The 17,774-nt window shown below is 49.0% G+C and carries 16 protein-coding genes; 9 read left to right on the top strand and 7 right to left on the bottom strand.

Annotated features, from left to right (window positions below; translation table 11 throughout):
* The first annotated feature begins 8 nt into the window (after positions 1 to 8).
* The 4 genes from KNQ04_RS12125 to KNQ04_RS12110 all read left to right on the top strand — a co-directional run bounded on the left by KNQ04_RS12125 (position 9) and on the right by KNQ04_RS12110 (position 2,408).
* Complete coding sequence (locus tag KNQ04_RS12125) at positions 9 to 677, top strand: Crp/Fnr family transcriptional regulator (RefSeq protein ID WP_214851026.1); 669 nt, start codon at positions 9 to 11, stop codon at positions 675 to 677.
* A gap of 12 nt (positions 678 to 689) precedes the next feature.
* Complete coding sequence (locus tag KNQ04_RS12120; RefSeq protein WP_214851025.1) at positions 690 to 1,160, top strand: DMT family transporter; 471 nt, start codon at positions 690 to 692, stop codon at positions 1,158 to 1,160.
* Between the two features lie 3 nt (positions 1,161 to 1,163).
* Positions 1,164 to 1,865, top strand: a complete 702-nt coding sequence (locus KNQ04_RS12115) for a YjjG family noncanonical pyrimidine nucleotidase (protein ID WP_214851024.1) — start codon at positions 1,164 to 1,166, stop codon at positions 1,863 to 1,865.
* Positions 1,866 to 1,928: 63 nt separating this feature from the next.
* Entirely contained in the window at positions 1,929 to 2,408 is a 480-nt protein-coding gene (locus KNQ04_RS12110; protein ID WP_214851023.1) for a GNAT family N-acetyltransferase, read from the top strand.
* Positions 2,409 to 2,458: 50 nt separating this feature from the next.
* Here KNQ04_RS12110 and KNQ04_RS12105 read toward each other — a convergent pair whose 3' ends face one another.
* On the bottom strand, positions 2,459 to 3,019 hold the full coding sequence (locus KNQ04_RS12105) for a hypothetical protein (RefSeq protein ID WP_214851022.1): 561 nt from the start codon (positions 3,017 to 3,019) through the stop codon (positions 2,459 to 2,461).
* Positions 3,020 to 3,064: 45 nt separating this feature from the next.
* Positions 3,065 to 3,670: a hypothetical protein gene (locus KNQ04_RS12100; protein WP_214851020.1), complete on the bottom strand. Its 606-nt coding sequence runs from the start codon at positions 3,668 to 3,670 to the stop codon at positions 3,065 to 3,067.
* 124 nt (positions 3,671 to 3,794) lie between these two features.
* Between KNQ04_RS12100 and KNQ04_RS12095 the strand changes: the two genes are divergently transcribed.
* From KNQ04_RS12095 to KNQ04_RS12085, 3 genes are all read left to right on the top strand, one after another.
* Entirely contained in the window at positions 3,795 to 4,838 is a 1,044-nt protein-coding gene (locus KNQ04_RS12095; RefSeq protein WP_029332308.1) for a YcjF family protein, read from the top strand.
* A gap of 64 nt (positions 4,839 to 4,902) precedes the next feature.
* Positions 4,903 to 5,538: a peroxiredoxin-like family protein gene (locus KNQ04_RS12090; protein WP_214851019.1), complete on the top strand. Its 636-nt coding sequence runs from the start codon at positions 4,903 to 4,905 to the stop codon at positions 5,536 to 5,538.
* A gap of 237 nt (positions 5,539 to 5,775) precedes the next feature.
* Positions 5,776 to 6,729, top strand: a complete 954-nt coding sequence (locus tag KNQ04_RS12085; protein WP_214851017.1) for a type I phosphomannose isomerase catalytic subunit — start codon at positions 5,776 to 5,778, stop codon at positions 6,727 to 6,729.
* A gap of 86 nt (positions 6,730 to 6,815) precedes the next feature.
* On the opposite strand, the gene KNQ04_RS12080 is transcribed toward KNQ04_RS12085, so the two are convergent.
* Positions 6,816 to 8,150, bottom strand: coding sequence for a sugar phosphate nucleotidyltransferase (locus tag KNQ04_RS12080; protein WP_214851016.1), 1,335 nt, complete (start codon positions 8,148 to 8,150; stop codon positions 6,816 to 6,818).
* 41 nt (positions 8,151 to 8,191) lie between these two features.
* On the opposite strand from KNQ04_RS12080, the gene KNQ04_RS12075 reads away from it, so the two are divergent.
* Positions 8,192 to 8,806 carry a response regulator gene (locus tag KNQ04_RS12075; protein WP_214851015.1) on the top strand — a complete coding sequence of 205 codons (615 nt, stop codon included), beginning with the start codon at positions 8,192 to 8,194 and terminating at the stop codon, positions 8,804 to 8,806.
* Here KNQ04_RS12075 and KNQ04_RS12070 read toward each other — a convergent pair.
* Genes KNQ04_RS12070 through KNQ04_RS12060 form a run of 3 tightly spaced genes read right to left on the bottom strand, consistent with a single transcriptional unit; the run spans position 8,790 to position 11,982 of the window.
* Entirely contained in the window at positions 8,790 to 9,656 is an 867-nt protein-coding gene (locus KNQ04_RS12070) for a glycosyltransferase family 2 protein (RefSeq protein ID WP_214851014.1), read from the bottom strand. The genes KNQ04_RS12075 and KNQ04_RS12070 overlap by 17 nt on opposite strands.
* Positions 9,653 to 10,792: a glycosyltransferase family 4 protein gene (locus tag KNQ04_RS12065; protein ID WP_214851013.1), complete on the bottom strand. Its 1,140-nt coding sequence runs from the start codon at positions 10,790 to 10,792 to the stop codon at positions 9,653 to 9,655. The genes KNQ04_RS12070 and KNQ04_RS12065 overlap by 4 nt, the downstream gene beginning before the upstream one ends.
* On the bottom strand, positions 10,789 to 11,982 hold the full coding sequence (locus KNQ04_RS12060; protein WP_214851012.1) for a lipopolysaccharide biosynthesis protein: 1,194 nt from the start codon (positions 11,980 to 11,982) through the stop codon (positions 10,789 to 10,791). Before KNQ04_RS12060 ends, KNQ04_RS12065 begins: the two co-directional genes overlap by 4 nt.
* A 51-nt stretch (positions 11,983 to 12,033) precedes the next feature.
* Between KNQ04_RS12060 and KNQ04_RS12055 the strand changes: the two genes are divergently transcribed.
* Positions 12,034 to 13,188 carry a glycosyltransferase gene (locus KNQ04_RS12055; RefSeq protein WP_214851011.1) on the top strand — a complete coding sequence of 385 codons (1,155 nt, stop codon included), beginning with the start codon at positions 12,034 to 12,036 and terminating at the stop codon, positions 13,186 to 13,188.
* Between the two features lie 46 nt (positions 13,189 to 13,234).
* On the opposite strand, the gene KNQ04_RS12050 is transcribed toward KNQ04_RS12055, so the two are convergent.
* A complete protein-coding gene (locus KNQ04_RS12050) occupies positions 13,235 to 17,701 on the bottom strand; it encodes a YihY/virulence factor BrkB family protein (RefSeq protein WP_214851009.1) in 4,467 nt (1,488 codons plus the stop codon).
* Positions 17,702 to 17,774 lie beyond the last annotated feature (73 nt).

Raw genomic sequence — 17,774 nt, 5'->3', positions numbered from 1 at the left:
GGATTCGCGTGGAGGATGAGCGACTTGCGACATACTTGGATCGTTTTCAATTGACGCATGTCTTTGACGAGCGCTTACGTCGTCATCTTGAATGCGTCAAGGTCGAACCGGGCGAATACTTGTGCCAGCAGGGCGATGACGCGAAACAGCTGTATTTGCTCGTCGAAGGAAAGTTGAAGATCACACATATGTCAGCGGCCGGACGACGGCTCGTCCTTTCCTTTAAGCATCCGTTTGATTTAATCGGCGATATCGAATATGTCCGTCGTATCCCCTTGATGAATACGGTCGAGGCCGTGACACCGGTCCAAGTCTTTCGAATCAGTTATGCGGCACTCGAACAGGTCGGAACGGACAATCCGGCATTCTTACGTTTTTTACTCGAGACGATCACGATGAAATTCGAACTGAAATCCCACTCGATGAGCTTCAACCTGTTATATCCAGTCGAAGTCCGGCTCGCGAGTTATCTGTTGTCGATGACACCGGAAAAACAAACCCTGCCGGTCACGGATTTAGTTGATGCAGCGGATTTGATCGGAACGAGCTACCGGCACCTGAACCGGGTATTGCTCCAGTTCAGCCGGGAGGGATTAATTGACCGGACGAAACGGACGATTGAGATTATCGACCGCGCGGGTTTAATGGAACGTGTCGGGGAAAGTATTTATGAATAGGAGGCAGGCACGATGACACTTGGGATTTTACTCGCCTTATTTGGCGGGATGCTCGTCTGTATTCAAAACACCTTTAACGCCAAAGTCAAAGAACGGGTCGGAGCCTGTGCAACGACGACGTTAGTCCTTGGACTTGGCTTTCTCGCTTCACTGACGATTGGATTGCTCGTTGAAGGGACGGCACTTTTTTCTCTGACCGGTATGCAGCCGTGGTTTTGGTTCAGCGGCATCATTGGTGTCGGCGTCGTCCTGTCTGTGACGCAAGGCGTCCAGCAACTCGGACCGAGCTACGCGATCTCGATCGTCATGGTCTCACAAATCCTCTTTGCCCTGCTGTGGGACACGCTCGGGTGGTTCGGTCTCGAACAGGTCGCCTTCACATGGACGAAGGCAGTCGGCGTTCTCTTGATTGGCGGCGGGGTGCTTTTGTTCCAACTCGGCGGGAAGCTGACAGAAAAACGGATCTTACGAAAAGGAGCATGACGGATGAGCTATACAACATTACTCTTTGATATCGACCATACCTTACTAGATTTTGACGCAACGGAACGCTGGGCACTGCGAAAACTATTCGCGGACGAACAGCTCGAATGGACGGAAGAACGTGAAACCCGGTACCGGTCCATTAACAAAGCTTTATGGGCAGCCCTCGAACGGGGGGAAGTGACGCGAGACGCAGTCATCTCGGAACGTTTCGTGACGTTTTTTGCAGAGCAGGGACGGGTGGTCGACGGGAAACAGATGGATGAGCGTTACCGGACATATCTCGGTCAGGGAACGGATTTGATTGACGGGGCACATGAATTGGTCGGGCAGTTAAAAGGACATTACCGGCTCTACGTCGTGACGAACGGTGTCTCGCGGACACAACATGCGCGACTTGCTGGTTCAGGACTGTTGCCGTACTTCGACCAGATTTTTGTTTCGGAAGACACGGGCTATCAAAAACCGATGCGTGCCTTCTTTACGTATGTATTCGACCGGATTCCGGCATTCCGTCCGGACCAGACACTGCTCATCGGCGACTCCCTGACTGCAGATATCCAAGGCGGCATTTCAGCTGGAATTGACACATGTTGGTTCAATCCAAGTCAGGAAACGGATCCTGATGAATTGACGCCGACCTACACCATTGAACGGCTCGAACAGTTACTTGATCTGTTGCGGACGACGGAACGAGTCCGCTGACGAAAATAGGTCAAGATTGTGTGACGGTGAGGCGATAAAAGACTAGAAAAGGAGCAGAGTGTCATGAAGTTACGGGCAATGACCGCAGCAGATTATCCGGAAGTCGGACGGATTTACCAACAGGGGATCGAGACGCAGAATGCGACGTTCCGAACGGAAGTACCGCCGTTTGACTACTGGAATACCCATCATCACGTACACAGCCGGATTGTTGCGGAGGAGGCGGGACGGCTACTCGGTTGGGTCGCCATCAGTCCGTTTTCATCGATTCCGGCCTATGCTGGTGTTGCCGAAGTCAGTTTGTATATTGATGAAGACGTACGGGGAAAAGGAGTCGGGACGGCATTGATGCAGGCGCTCATTACGTCGAGTGAAGCAGCGGGCATCTGGACGCTGCACTCGCAAATCTTTCCGGAAAACACCGCCAGTCTCAAACTCCACAAGCGATTCGACTTCCGTGAAGTTGGTCGTAGGGAACGGATTGGACACTTGGCTGGTGTCTGGCGGGATACCGTGTTACTCGAGCGGAGAAGTGAAATTTAAAAAATGGGGCTGGCGCATAGGTCAGTCCCATTTTATTTTGCTGATGTACGTCATGTGTCGAGGGGGGATAAAACAAGCGCAAAAATCTGTTCCCCTTTTTTTACATCGATATCTCCCGGACCATGTATATCTTTAATCGAATAAGTACGCAATTCATTATTGACCGACAACTTACGCAGCAATAAAACATGGTAATGACTGAGTGTAATTTCATCATTCAGATGTTCTGAACTAAAGGCGTCCGGCTTTCGCTTTAAGACGTCATGCCCCCGCATACTGGTACCCTCGAGGTTTGCACCGAAGTGAATGTATTTCGCAGATGAGGATTGGAGGACGCGAAGCGTCGAATCGTATGTCTTTGGATTGATTTCCATTGAAAAGAGCGTCCGTTCCTTATGGTGTGGGAGGTACTCGACTCCTTTTAATAAATAGGTTTTGTTTAGTTTACCTTCCAAATGAAAAGCGGCGATGTCTTGACCGTTGATTTGCGCAAAGGCTTCTTCACCAGCTTTTATTCCAATCGGTGTCACAGTCAGGCGATCGTTTTCAGGTGAGAGACAGCCACTCAGTAATAGAGTGGCGAATAAGCAAGCAATACCAAACTTCTTCATGCAGTAACACATCATTTCTTAAGAATATTGTAGGAACGTCAGATTTTACTTTTGATTGGATAATACGATTCCGAAAATCCGCTCTCCTTTTTTGAGTGGCACGTCAGCGGGACGCGTGATTTCATTTAAATTAAATCCACGTATTTCTTCATTTTTCGACAGATGATAAACCATCAAAAGATTATAAGGGGTCGCCGTAGCCGTTTTTGAGCGGAAGTCGGCACCACGGACGATGTAATCGTCGAGATGCGTAAACGTATCGTCACCGAAAAGTACCGTATCACCGACGTCAATTCCAAATTTAATCAGATTGTCCGAGAACGACTGGGAAAACCGGATTGCGGTATCGTACTTTTTCGGTTCAAGTTCCATCGAGAAGAGGACATGTTCTTGTTTGTTCGGGAGATATTCGACACCTTTTAGCCAGTGGGTCGTCGTTAATGTTCCTTTTAACTGAACGGCACCAATCTGTTGGTTGGCAAGTGCCGCGAATTTTTCTTCCCCTTCTGTAACGGACAGGGGAGCGAGTGTGAAAGTAGAAGCAGGATGGGTGACAGGTGCTTTTTTCGTGGCGGATTCGATTTGATCGTGATTTTGGCTACATCCCATCAAAATTAATGCGGCAAGTGGTATGTACATCCAGTTTTTCATAGATGAAGCTTCTTTTCTTTATGTATTGGAAACATTATCCATCATTAAGCTTATCGTTTTTTGGGGGTGATTTCAATCAAGAACGGGAAAAGACTGACAGCACATATTTTCAGGAGGGGTAACGATGGATGATTTTTTCGGTGAAGGACTTGAGACGAATGAACAGAAACGGAAATCAAAGCTTGAGGAAGTATTTGATCAGTCGTTTGAAGCAGAACGGCGCGATTTTAACCAGTCGCTTAATCAAGAGGTGACCGTCGCCCTGATTGGAGACGTCAATGCTGGTAAATCGTCGACATTAAACGCGATCCTCGGGCGTGACGTCGCGACAGTCGGGGCACAACCGGGAGAAACGACACGCATCGATCAAATCCGGCAGCACCCGGAAGATAAAGTCATCTTCGTCGATACGCCGGGACTCAATGATGCGAACAGCTTAAATTCGGATACGACATGGCAATTTTATGAGAGTGCTGACGTCATTTTGTATTTCTTGAATGCGGCGGGGACCGTCTTATCGGAGACGGAAACAAAAAACTTTAATAAGATTTATGCTCATAACAAAAACATCCTCATCGTCGTGACAAAAATTGACGCGACAAATGACTTAGAGACCGTCACCCGGCACATCGAATCGAAGTTACCGGGACCGACCCTTGTCCCTGTATCAGCGAAGGACGGAACAAATATCGACCGGCTGCGGCGTGAGGTGCTCGACATCTTAAAAAAGTTCGATAAGGATAATCTATTTGTCCGCGAAATCGATCCTTCGTTACGGGGGAAAATCGCCAACAACTGGATTGTCGGGGCCGGGACAGCAGCGGGAGCGATTGGTGCGGTCCCGTTCCCGGGCGCGGACATCATCCCTTTGACGTCGATTCAAATCGGCTTGATGCTGAAGCTGTCGAACTTATACGAACGCAATTTATCGAAAGAGAGCGCAAAAGAATTGCTTGTCGTGACGATTGTCGGTAATTCAGGAAAAACGGCGTTTCGTCAACTGGCAAAGATGGTACCCGGATACGGGGCTGTCTTCGGAGCAGGAATCGCCTCGACGGCGACGCTCGCACTTGGTTACGGAACGAAATATGCCTATGAAAACAAAATTGAACTGACACCGGAAAGTTTGATGGGATTCGTCAAACGCTTCCGAAAGAAGTCGGAGTGAGCAAAATCTCAGTCATTTGTCAGACGCCCTGTTATGCTAGGAAACACAACAGGGAGGGATTGTCATGTCTACATTATTAGAAGAGATTCAAGCCTATCAGGAACAGTTCCGTCAGAAAGCGCCGGCTGAAAAGCAGCGGCTGATGACGCAGGCAACAGAAGAACTCGCAGCATCGAACGGAGCAAAAGGGTTAACCGTCGGTGACGAGGCGCCACGCTTTACGCTACCGAACGCGGCAGGAACATCCGTCGCTTTAGCAGATTTACTTACACAAGGTCCCGTCATCGTCACGTTCTACCGCGGCGGCTGGTGCCCATACTGTAACTTGGAGCTTCGTGCGTACCAACGTGAACTGGCGAAGATTCAGGAAAAAGGGGCGACACTCGTCGCGATCAGTCCGGAGACACCCGATCATTCGCTTTCGACACAAGAAAAAAATGACTTGGAGTTCGCCGTCCTCAGTGACGTCGACAATATCGTTGCTAGTCAATTTGATCTCGTGTTCGAGATGCCGGATTATTTGATTGAAATCTACAAAGCATCCGGTCTTGACGTCGCTGGACACAACGGAAACGAAGACTGGCAGTTACCGAAACCAGCAACGTTCATCATCCAGCCGTCAGGTGAAATTTCATTTGCCGATGTTCCGTCCGATTACACGAAACGTGTCGATCCGTTGACGATCATCTCAAAACTTTAAAAACGTCAGACAGAGTCAGCTTGATGCACATAGGAAACGCCGGTGATCCTGAATCGATCACCGGCGTTTTTTAGTTTAGGATGCCATAAGACGCGGATGAGATAGACATTAAGAAGTTGCAATCAACATAGAGAATTTTTGTTGTAAATTGTATATAAATGGGTAAAGAAAGGTAACGAATTGAAGAAATGGAGGTGCGGCGTCTCTCCTTTCCCTACAGAAGAGTTCGCTACTAGGATGTATAAATTAGAACCGGTATTCAAAGAACGTATTTGGGGTGGTCGTCGTCTCGAGGAGTTGTTTCAATTCGATTTGCCTACGGGTAAAATCGGAGAATGCTGGGCTGTTTCTGCACATCCTAGTGGATTGACACGTCTGACCGAAGGACCGAATCGTGGACAAACGCTTGATGTGTTGTGGGCATCACAACGGCTTGATTTATTTGGCTCCTATGCACTCGATTCGTTTCCTTTACATGTGAAGTTGCTGGATTCTTCCTCTTACTTATCGATTCAAGTCCATCCGAATGACGAAGAGGCAAGACGTCTTGAAAATGAACCGTATGGAAAGAGTGAATGCTGGTACGTCCTTGAAGCGGATGAAGGGGCGGAAGTCATTCTCGGGCACACGTTGACATGCCAGGAAGAACTGAAGCAATGTGCGAAAGAGAAGGACTGGGATAACTGTTTACGCCACATTCCAGTGCGCCGTGGTGATTTTCTTTATATCCCGAGCGGAACGATCCATGCGCTCGGACCGGGAATTGTCTTACTCGAGATTCAACAGATGAGTGACCGGACGTATCGGTTATACGATTACGATCGGTTGGACGAACAGGGAAATCCAAGGGAACTGCATCTCGAAAAAGCGATTGCTGTCACGACGATACCGGACGAACCGGCGATTTTTGAGCCGGTGGAGGAAGTCATGCCTTCGGGAATCAAGACGACACTGCTTGAAGCGCCCTGTTTTACAATCATCCGCCATCACGTGACGGGGGCGGATTATCTCCTTAAAAATCACGAAGTGTTTCGTTTACTGTCCGTTGTCGATGGGGAAGCCGTCGTTCGTCAGGATGAAACGAGCCGGATAATCAAAAAAGGAGAACATTTTTTTATTCCGCGGGCGAGTGGTGACTTTTTCATCACCGGGGAGGTCGAATTCGTGACGAGCGAAGTGTTTCCGCGCTGACTGAAGACTGGGCAATCAAAAAAAAGTGTAAACTTCCGTCAATACGAGGGAGTTTACACTTAATTATTATGAAGCGAAAAGAAAGGTTATCCTTTAGAACGTAACGAAATGGGTAGAGGATAGTTATCTTCTTCCGTCCAATCGACGGAGTATTTGACTTCAATCATGATCAAATCGTCGAGTGTCTTTAACGTATGCGGGACACCTTGCGGAATGTGGACGACAGACGTCGGTCCGAGGAGTTGCTGTTCCCCATCGATGATGGCTTCGGCCCGTCCTTTAAGGATGCTCCATGTCGAATCTGTATGTTCATGGTAATGGTGACTGATCATTTGGTCCGCCTTGATGTGCAGACGACGTGTAACGGCGTAGCGTCCGTCATCAAGTAATTGTTGATGCAAAATTGTCGCGTAACCCCAACGTTTCCACTCGAATTGAGGAGGAAGGTCTTGGTCGACAAGGTATTCTTTTAAGTGCGGGGTCTCGTCTTTTGAAGAGACGAGAACGCCGTCCGGGCTGACCGATACGACGAGATCCTCTAAGCCGATACCGAGCACCGGAATTTGAAGTTCGTTGACGATATGGGTGTTCTTCGACTTCAAGATTCGTGCATTGCCATGAAGAACACTTGGCATTTCTTCCGTCAACGTGTTCCACGTTCCGAGGTCCTTCCAGTAGCCTTCATAGCGATGGACATAAATCGATTCCGTTTTTTCGACGATCGCATAGTCAAATGAGGTTTTCTCCAAAGCATCGTAGGAGGCAAGGAGGTCACGGTATGCGGTCGGGACATCTTGCGCAGTCAATTGCTTCATCAGGAAACTGAGTTGGCAGGCGAAAACACCGCAGTTCCAAAGGGCACCTTCTTGAATCAACTGTTCCGCAACAGCCGTCGTCGGTTTTTCTTGGAACTTTTTGACGCGTGCCATCTTGTCTCCCGTCTCCGGTATGATGTAGCCATATTTCGGCGTCGGATGCAGCGGTTCGACCCCCATCAAATGTAACGCCTCCGGATGGGCATGGACGGCTTCGTCGAGTGCTGTGAACGTCTCGAAGAATGAGGTATCGACGTACGGGTCGACAGGCATGATGACGATCGTTTCCGTCGGATCGACGATTTCCGCCAAGTAGCTTGTCGCGAGCATGATAGCGGGGAACGTATCGCGGCGCGAAGGTTCACAGATGACGGCGACATCCTGACCAAGCTGATGTTCGATTGCATCGAGCTGTGCTTCTGTCGTTGTGATGACCGTCCGTTCGGATAAACCGACCTCCTGTAATTGAAGAAACACACGTTCCATCATCGATTGTTTTTGTCCTTGGTTATCTTCTAAAATTCGTAAAAATTGTTTCGAGCTTAAATCATTCGAAAGCGGCCACAGCCGTTTTCCCGAACCACCAGATAATAAGAGAATATACATTGTCATCCATCCTTTCGATAAAAAAATGGGGGTATTTATACATGGCACTTTATTTATTGGTAGATCCACATGAGCCGACTCGGAAAATTTTACAACGAAAGTTGCTTGCACATCAGCAAGCCGTCATGGAAGCAGGATCAGCGGAAGAAGCACTGGACTTGCTGGAACAATACGACATCGATGTCGTGATCACGGAACTGCGTTTACCGAAAATGGACGGTGTCGAACTTTTGAAGCAGGTGACGCTCGAGTATCCGGTCATCCGCCAAGTCGTCTTGACGGATTATGTCCAAATCCATACGTTGCTCGCAGCGGTCAACTCGGGTAACATCAGTCGTTTGATGACGAAACCTTTGAGGGTTGATGCGACGATTTTAGGGATTCTTGAGAAAATTGGGGCAGAAGTCGTTGAGCTGAAGTCACGTAAAACAATCATTTCGACGGCTTTTAATGAAGTCTTGCTGAACTCGAACCGCCCGTATTGCTTGTTCTTTGAAGATGGGACGATCATCGGTCAGCGTGAACTTAATCTTGCAGACAAAAATGCACCGAGTGACGAAGAAAAAGATGGATTGCGCCGGCTTGAATTTCCGACGCAATTCGGGACGTATATCTTGTATCAGTCGGTCACGAAAATGATCATGAAGCCCGTTTGAAGAGAAGGGAACTGACGCCGATTAAGCTGAGGCGGACATACATGTAGATCACACCAGCCGTCAACTTCGGATGCGTGACGTACTTCTTCATATTTGTCGGATGATAGAGAACCGGACGGAAGAAGTACCAGCGTTTGAGGGCTTTTAAAAAGCCGCCGTCTTCACTTGCGAGTGTCGTCGGCATGACGTCAAAATAATAGCGTTTTTTCTTCAGCAGGTCGGCGAGTTCGACCTGTTTTTCGTTGTGTCGGACGTGGGTGAACGTCGCCCGGCGGATTTCCCCGCCTTGTTCGAGGTAACGGATTGTCGGTTGTGTCTCTTCGAAGCTGATTTGGGTCGGATCGATTTCACCTGACTGAACATAGGCGGCAAGTCGCCAAAAACGGGCTGCCTCAATCGAGTTGGCATCAATTCGGTCGTCCGGTACGTTAAAAAGGTTACGTTCAAATACTTTGACCTGACTGAAATAGTTCGAATAGTCACTGTAAGCCTGTTCCGGAATGATCAGGGCTCCGATGGACGGGTGGGCCTCGAGATAGAGCAGGCAACTTTTCAGTAGACCATCTGCGAGGACCATATCGGAATCGATGACATAGAGATACGAGACGTTCAACGCCTTCAAACGGTCGATGGCTGTTTTTCGGGCGATGCCGCGCTCACCATGTGGGAGGGCGACGACTTCGAACCGTTCATCACCTTCCGTCATCTGGCGCATCAAGGCGACGGTGCCGTCAGTCGAACCATCGTCAGCGATGACGCACCGGAATGCTGCTTGTTGGAGCTTGAGCGAAGTAATCGTTTCATGGATGATGGCTTCATTTTCATACGTCGACATGGCGATTCCAATCATTCATATTCCTCCTTGAATTGTGATGGGACAAGTACGGTATCGAGCCATTCTCGAAAACGGTGTCCGGTATTATCCCAGTGCAGCGTCTTCGCAAAACGGTGGGCGGCAAATTGAATCGCTTCGTACTGTGCCGGGTCCTGAATACACGACCGCATTTCAATCGCTAACGCACCTGGCGTCTGTGCAGTCGCTAAGTAACCGGCTAACCCATACTGGACGGCGTCCCGTAGTCCCGGGGCATCGTAGACGATCGTCGGTGTTCCGACAGCCGCTGCTTCACTGACGGTCAATCCCCAACCCTCCCGTTTTGACGGGAACAGCAGGGCCGTCGCCCGACTCATCCGTTCGAGCTTCTCCTCTGCACTGACGAATCCGAAGTACGTGATATCTTGCCGCATCTCTTCCGGAACAAGTGGATTCAGTTCGTTTTCGATATAGGCGTCATCTTTTTTACCGATTACCCAAAAGCGGGCGGCAGGAAATTCTTGTTTCAGCGTCACGAACGCTTTGATCGCATCGTTGATTCCTTTATAGGCAGACATGCGCCCGACATAAAGGAAGGTCGGATTCGCTTCTTTTGCTTGCCACTGCTCTTTCGGCCACGGAACGAAGTCGAGTCCCTCGGGCAAAATCGTGACGTGTTCCGGTGTAAAGCCGATGTCGATCAAGTCGTCCGCCGTCGACTTGCTGACAGTCAGAGCTAAATCGTTTCGGTAGAGACGGAGGCGTGGAGTCTCCGTCCGCTCTCCTAACCAGGCATAGGGTTGTTTAACGTTGATGTTCCAAATTTCACGCGTCAATTGATGAATGAACAAGACGCGTTTCGCCCGTGGTACGTAAAGGGGCGTAAAAAATTGATGGGTGTTGACTTGATCGACGACAAGGTCGATCGTCGCCGCGTGCGTTTGGTAATAACTGAAGGCATAAGGAATGACGGTTGAGAGCGTTCCGCGCCGGATGTAGGTGACGCCGTCGAGGAATTCGACATCATGTCCCCCTTCGAAGCGAGGCGAGATATGTGTGATTTGGTAATCATCCGCGACACGTTTGAGCATCTCGTGTGTGAAGACTTCCGCACCACCTGCTTTCGGGTGCTTGATGTCACGCCAGGATAAGAATAAGAGATGTGGTTTCATTCGTCTTCCTCCTTCAAAGTAGTAGTCGGTACGCGGTGTTTTTGTAAGATGAGCCGTAGGAAAACGGCACTTGCGAGAAAGACGATGACTTGCGCCGTCAACCAGATTTCAATCGTCTGGCGGAACAAGAGTAAGGAAAGGACAAGTACGACTAAGATGCCCCAGTACCACTTTAAGTAGCCGGTCCGGTGTAAGGAAAATTGAACGAGTGCTTCGTATTGAATCAGAGTGATCCCCGCATAGACGAGTGCCATATATTTTACATATTGTCCCGATTGTTCATACCCGTCTCCGAATAAAATCGGAATCAAGTACGGAACGGCGAGGAAGTAGAAGAGGACGGAACAGGCAAGTCCACCGACAATCAAAAAATACAGTTTTCGTTCCCATGCGATGAACGTATCCGACTGATTCAAACTGCTGAGTCGTGGTAAAAGTAACTGAGAAAGTGAAAGCGCGACGAACAACAGCAATTGACCGAACCGGAGGGCGACGGAGTAATCCCCTGCGAGCGTCGGGAAGAAGCGGGTGACGAGCAGGCTGTCGAGTGTAAAGAACAGCGTCATGACGACTTGGGTATGGATCATATGGGTCAATCCGTGCCATTTCGTCTTGCCGGAGCTTGCTGGAAATGATACTTGCACCAAACTGCTGAGATACGCGAGAATCATTCCGAGCAAAATGAAGAATAGGGCGAGCGTGACGTCGGTGTAGCTTAAGAAAACCCACGTGGCCGCTACCTTGACGACCGACTCGACGTAGTAGGAAAAATTCAACGCATAAAACCGTTCTTCTGCTTGAAGAACACCCCGCCGAAACGATAGCAGGATATGGATTAAGATTGTAAGTGTGATTAGAAGAAGGTTTATTTTGGTAAAAGGTAGAATGAATGGTAATACGTACATTAAAATAAGTAAGATGAATCCGGTGTACAGAAGTAAGCGAAGACGTAACTGACGGTATTGATTGTTCAGGCGCTGGCTGAGGTCACGGGTGACAGTCCATTGTAGAGCACTACCGATAATCAACAATAATCCAAGTAGAGCGAGGTACGCGTTGAGTAGTCCATAATCGACGCTCGATAACTCTCGGGCGAGTAACAAATGATAGGCATAGTTGACGACGTTCAATAAGACATCAAGTAGCGGAAAGATCAAAATGACCGCATGACGGTTTAAAAAGCTTGTCAATGTAACCCCTCCAGTCGATCGATTTGCGTGAAACGGAAAGGATGATAGTGAATGAATCCAGGTCATATTGCAGTCTTTAGCGATCAAGCACGGCAAATTCCCTATGAGTCATTGATTTCGTACTATTCAGTACTACTTTACACACAACCGGGCAAGTGTCCTGCTTCTTTCGAACAAATTGCATTGACGGAAGTCAAAGAGGCGGAAAGTGAGCATAATATTAAACTCTACATCATCGACTATTTGAAGCGTGAGGATCAAATCCAAGTCATCAATCAAATTCGTGATGGCAGACCACGCGCTAAGATTCTCGTCATTAAAGATGTCGTCCGGATGAAGGGGGATTTTCCGTACCAGGAAATTCACGGGGATGGTGTCTTCCGTATCTTTTCTTATCGCCCGTCCTATCCAAATGAATTGTTCGCTGAAATTCAACATTTGCTTCACCCTGAATATCCCATTTTAAAAGATACTATAGCCTTTATATTACCAATATTTAACGAAGAGAAACGTTTTGGGCATGTCAAAGAATTTTTAGAGAGTCTCGCCGCGCTCGTCAGTGAAGATTATATTCAAGCGTCGATCAATTTCTTTGATGATGCATCGTCTGACCGCTCGCAGGATTTGCTCCATGATTATCGTTCAATCGTCATGGAAGCGACAGATACCCTCTTTACGGTGGGATACCTCGAAGTGCACCAGGTCGAGCACAATACACGGAAAGCCGGCTTATTCATCGAAGGGATGAAAAACATCTCAAGCGATTATTATGTGTTCGTTGATGCGGATAACTCCTTTAAGATTGAAGACATATCCCGCCTGTTGACGATTGCACAGGAAGGATATTACGATCTCGTCACCGGAACAAAGGATTTGACGATTGAGGACCGGGGGATGGTAAGGCGGCTGCTCAGTTTCGCGAAACGGAACGTCACGCGACCCTTCTTACCGAAGGGGGTCACCGATTCCCAGACCGGACTCAAAATCATCAACCGCCGGGTCGTCCACCGGATTTTACCGTATCTCCATGTCGAAAGTGGACTGGCAATCGACTTAGAATTGATGTATGCCGCCAAAAAGGAACGTCTCCGAGTCTTCCAACAGCCCGTGACCTGCATTGAGCGGGAAGGGTCACACGTCAATATCGTCAAGGATTCCCTCGCCTTCTTGAAGACGATGGCACTGCTTTATAAACGGCATCATTGATAAAACCCGCCTGACTCTAGAAACATAGAGGCAAGGCGGGTTTTGGTTAGCGTTCTTTTTTGAAAGGATTTCTAAACGACGGACGGAACGAAAAACGATGTCGCAGACGCGTCCGCCATGTTTCCGGTCGCCGTCCCGTCATCCACCAGATAATCAAAAAACTGAGTGGGAAAGCGAGTATCAGTAGACCAAGTCCCCCGTAATAAATCGGACGTAAGACAACAGTCACAGCCGCTTCTTTTTGGGACGAACGGTACAGCTGACTGACGCCGTTGAGGGCGATGTTCCCTCGCATCGGGGCGACACCATCCTTTAGTTCGAACAGCGGTGTCGGGGAGTCGTTGACGGTGAAGCGACCGAGCGTGTCCTTGCTCGTGAGTTGTCGGCTCATCCATGACTTGTCGACCGATAGCGTCTCGGGCGCTGCTGTTGCGAACAACGGCGTGCCCGTCTGTTCTGCCACCATGAATTGATCGACGAGAATCAATTTTTCGTATGGCAGAAATTCAAGGTTTTTCAGCTTGAGTTTGCCAGCCGTCTTTTCATTTCCCCGCGTCCAGATATGAAGTTGCATCCGGACCGCCTTTTTCGGTGGAATCAAAATCTGTTCATAGTGATTCCAGCGGCTTTTCTTATCTTCTTCAACTTCATTGATGAAGTCCGTTCCGATGACACGGTCGTCCGCATCGAGGTAATAGACCTTCAAGTGACGCTGGCGGACATTTTGACTGACCGCATCGAACTGTAGCAAATACTCGTGGTTCGGTTTTGCCTTGACCTTTTGTGATGCATAGATGTACCAATCACAGGAACAGGTCGGATCATAGTCAATCGTATAGACGCCGTCCCGTTCACTGTCGCGGAACATGTCCTCAGTGATCGAGACGCACGTTGCACAGTTGGCGGCGGCTTCCGGCTCCGCCAGTGGTTTATCGGTCACGATCTCATTCGGGTCGAACTTATGCAAATCATCCATCGTGACGAGGGACGGGACAGCGCTTGAATAGGTGAGCTCAATCTCATACCGTCCGCTTACTAACGGAATATCTTCGAGGGTGATTTGATGGAGCGCACGGTAGACGTCCGGCAAGGATTCGAGCTGGTACGCGAAATCCCGGTGCAGCGGGTCAAACGTAATCGTATTTTTACCGAGATCCGTCTTTCGGATATCGGCCGCTTTAAAGTCGGAAGCAGTCAAGACACGCCGATAGACGACATCCGTCTCGTTGCGGATCAAAACGGTCAGCCGACCTTTCGGATTCGTCGGTCGGGTCGCTTTCAGTTGAATTTCGTAATTTCCATCCTCCCGGATATCGATTGAACGTTGCAAGGTTCCACGCTGTGCCGCGATTCCTTTTCCGAAGCTCAGCCCCGGATAGTTTCGCTCAGACTGAATATGTCCCGTATAGTCGAAGGCGGTCTCCGCTTCGAGCACCATCATGGTTTTTGTGATGGGCAGTTTTTCGTCGAGCTGCTCCGTAAGCTTCGTCAACTCGGGTTTCGGAATCAAGACGATGTTTTGAATCGCATTGAAGCCAAGCGTGTTCGTGATGCGTAACGTCGAGCTCTTTCCTTTAGCGACGAGATTTCCGAGCGGTACCCACACGAGCTTGGCACCTGCCGTCTGTTTCGTATTGATTGGAATTTTTTGTCCGTTAAATTCAAAGTCGAGTTGTCCACCGTTTTTATTCAGGAGCACGCGAGCGTACCCGGCGTAACGACCGCGAGCGGTATCCTTCGTCATTTCAATCGTGTTCGGGACCATGTAATCCTCAAAACTGTAAATCTTGATGTCATGGACCCACCAATATGTCTTTCGTTCCGGACGCTGGAAGCTCAGCAAATCAATCCGCATCGTTTTCGCGTCCTTCGGCGTGACATATTCGCCTTGTAAGTGAATCGCGTCGACGTCACCCGAGTCTCGCGGAGCAACGACGTAAGTCTGATTCAACTCACGGTCCTTCGCATCGTAAAAGCGGACCTTGACGTGCAGGCGGTCGACACCACGTCCGGAAGCGGTGATATCGAAGCGGTAAGCATTGTTCGGTAATGCTTTCAGCTTCCCGGACTTCGCGACTTGCCAGATGTATTTCGGGTCTCCTTCCGCGACTTCCGCCCGCAGGACGGGTAAGTTGTTTTCCTTAGATAAGGGGTTCGGTGACAGGTCGACGATGTCCGGGTTATCAGCTTTAAAGAATGTTTCATCTTCGAGCATCGAGTTGAACGAAGCAACTTGTTTCGTTTTTAACTGATCGAGCTTATAGACCGGGGCGTCAATCTTTGCAGAGGCAAACGAAAGCCCGATGCCGTCCCCGAAGTCGAGATCAAACGACGGATTCGTGATACCTTGCGTCCGGAGGTACCAACGCCAATCGCTGTTCGCTAAAAACGTTTTCCCCCAGTTTAAAAAGGAGTTGGCAGAATCGATGGCGTTGAACGGTTTCCAAAAATAAGCATCCGGAACTTGGCTCAACAGCAAATCGTTTTCTTCCGCCATCTCGATGATGTCATCTTGTTTTAGCCATGCCAATCCGTCTTGGTGCGCCTGTGTCGCATAGAGAATCGACTGTGCGCCAAGCGAATAACCGTCAAGTGTCGAGAACGTAACGGAGCGTTCGAGCCCGTACGGCGTCAAAATCAATTGTGGCACGGTCCGTGTGTCGAGTGGTTCGATTAAATCGAACAATGTGAATAAGCCGACTTGTTTTGTCGCGAGTAAATCATGTTGTGTTTTGAGTAATTGTTTATTAAAGGCTTGCCGTTCTGCCATCCCGGCATATTCGGTCCGGTAGGCGAACTGCTCGAGTCCGAACGCCTTGGCGATTTGTCCGGCTTGGTCGGACCGACCTGTATCGAGTAGATACTGCAAGAACGTCATCATATAACCGATTGTCGGAGAAGAGCCCTCGTGATGAAAGACCGTGTCAGCCTGCGACCCGTACACTTGAACGTCACCCGTCGCCTTCACTTCTCCGTCCGGATTCGGATTTTTGTTCCAGGTCGGCGTCGCAACACCCGTTCCTGGTTGTGTCATCTCGTCTGCGATCGGAAATTGGAGCCACTTGCCGTCAATCAAGGAGTGGACGGTCGTATATTCTTTTGGCATCGTCACGGGACGATAAAACCCTTCCATGTAGACACTGCGGTAAGGTAAGAAAAACAGACTGAGTGCGACGACCGTGATGCCGATTGCAAGTGTCCGGTACAACGGGAGCGGGAGCGTCTTCGAAGGGCGATTAAAAATCGTCGCGAGACTCGACGCAAGCAACAGGCTGTAACTGACCATCAAGAGACCAACTAGTTTGTTCGGGTCACGGAACATCGCCCCGATCAAAGGGGTTTTCGTGACGAACAGGACGAAGAAATCAGCGACCTGTTCATGGGTGCCGGTCGCAAAGACGATCAACGGCAAACTGAGTCCGGTGAAGAATAAGTGAATCGGTTGGCGGTACGAGACGAGTGCTCCGAGCAGAATCAACAAGAGAATGAGACCGCCGCCAAGCCAAAAACTGAGAGGAAGCGTCGTCAAATCGAACATCGGCCACCAGTAGCTCGTCAAATACAAGACGTTTGACCAGGACGAGTTCCGGCTGAACAACATCAATGTATCGGAGACGTTGATGTTGTGCTGGGAAGCTTGTGATCCGGTCAAAATCGAACCGACGTACATAAAGAACCAGTAGGAATTAAATAAAAGAAAAATCAATCCGAAAGCAACCGTCGACCGGACATAAAATCCGATCAAGGGTTTGACGATGTTCTCCTTACGGTGTGTCCAAAATGTCTTCAGGAAAATCAATCCGACCATGATGCCCATGTAAATCAACGAAAAGAAAAAGTAATGGATGCCACCTGCCATGAAAGCGAAAATGACAGCGAGTCCGACGAGATCAATCCATGTTCGTCGCGTCAGACGTCCCGACAGCGTGAAATTCGGGTTCAACTGTTGACGGAACTTCGGGTCAAAAATATTTAGGAACAACAGCAAGGCAAGTGGAAAAACGGAATAGCCACATAAGAGATAGATGTGCTGGATGCGGGTGATGATCCAAGGATTCAAGGCGTAAAATAATGCCGCGATTCCAAATGCGACGAGTGATAACAGTGAAAAATGTGCCGAGACATAAACGGAGTGTAACCGTTTCGTCAAGGCGAACATCGAGACGGCTGAAACAATCAACAGTCCGAAAATAAACGATTTAATCAAAATCGGGCCAGAAGCGCCGAATGCTAGACTTAACAGATAAAATGGGAAAATATAGAGCAGGCGTGGGACGTTGAGGAGCGTCGTCGTACTCCACCGGTTATTCCAGGCGCCGAAGATCTCTTCTAAATACCGATTCGAAGATAACCCAAACGACATATCACTGAAGACGACCATCCCGGGTCGAAAGAGGGCTGCCCCGTATAAGAAAATGACGAGGAGGACACCTGATAAAACGGTGGCATCTTTCCAGTACGTCCGTCCGAACCGGATGAAAGAACCCCTCAGCTGTTTAACGAAAATCTGCATCAAAGAACTCCTCTCTAAAAAAGGTCAGTCTTACTAGTTATTCGGTGTAGAGAGGTGGGATTCCTAGAAATGA

Origin of the sequence: Exiguobacterium sp. s193 (assembly GCF_018618755.1) — a bacterium.
Classification (GTDB): Bacteria; Bacillota; Bacilli; order Exiguobacteriales; family Exiguobacteriaceae; genus Exiguobacterium_A.
This window is presented reverse-complemented; position numbering and strand designations above follow the sequence as displayed.

What these genes read in the sequence shown, in the direction of transcription:
- KNQ04_RS12095 (WP_029332308.1), top strand. Translation starts at nt 3,795, where the DNA reads ATGGATGATTTTTTCGGTGAAGGACTTGAGACGAATGAACAGAAACGG.
- KNQ04_RS12080 (WP_214851016.1), bottom strand. Translation starts at nt 8,150, where the DNA reads ATGTATATTCTCTTATTATCTGGTGGTTCGGGAAAACGGCTGTGGCCG.
- KNQ04_RS12065 (WP_214851013.1), bottom strand. Translation starts at nt 10,792, where the DNA reads ATGAAACCACATCTCTTATTCTTATCCTGGCGTGACATCAAGCACCCG.
- KNQ04_RS12090 (WP_214851019.1), top strand. Translation starts at nt 4,903, where the DNA reads ATGTCTACATTATTAGAAGAGATTCAAGCCTATCAGGAACAGTTCCGT.
- KNQ04_RS12105 (WP_214851022.1), bottom strand. Translation starts at nt 3,019, where the DNA reads ATGAAGAAGTTTGGTATTGCTTGCTTATTCGCCACTCTATTACTGAGT.
- KNQ04_RS12115 (WP_214851024.1), top strand. Translation starts at nt 1,164, where the DNA reads ATGAGCTATACAACATTACTCTTTGATATCGACCATACCTTACTAGAT.
- KNQ04_RS12085 (WP_214851017.1), top strand. Translation starts at nt 5,776, where the DNA reads ATGTATAAATTAGAACCGGTATTCAAAGAACGTATTTGGGGTGGTCGT.
- KNQ04_RS12050 (WP_214851009.1), bottom strand. Translation starts at nt 17,701, where the DNA reads ATGCAGATTTTCGTTAAACAGCTGAGGGGTTCTTTCATCCGGTTCGGA.
- KNQ04_RS12100 (WP_214851020.1), bottom strand. Translation starts at nt 3,670, where the DNA reads ATGAAAAACTGGATGTACATACCACTTGCCGCATTAATTTTGATGGGA.
- KNQ04_RS12055 (WP_214851011.1), top strand. Translation starts at nt 12,034, where the DNA reads ATGAATCCAGGTCATATTGCAGTCTTTAGCGATCAAGCACGGCAAATT.
- KNQ04_RS12110 (WP_214851023.1), top strand. Translation starts at nt 1,929, where the DNA reads ATGAAGTTACGGGCAATGACCGCAGCAGATTATCCGGAAGTCGGACGG.
- KNQ04_RS12070 (WP_214851014.1), bottom strand. Translation starts at nt 9,656, where the DNA reads ATGATTGGAATCGCCATGTCGACGTATGAAAATGAAGCCATCATCCAT.
- KNQ04_RS12120 (WP_214851025.1), top strand. Translation starts at nt 690, where the DNA reads ATGACACTTGGGATTTTACTCGCCTTATTTGGCGGGATGCTCGTCTGT.
- KNQ04_RS12075 (WP_214851015.1), top strand. Translation starts at nt 8,192, where the DNA reads ATGGCACTTTATTTATTGGTAGATCCACATGAGCCGACTCGGAAAATT.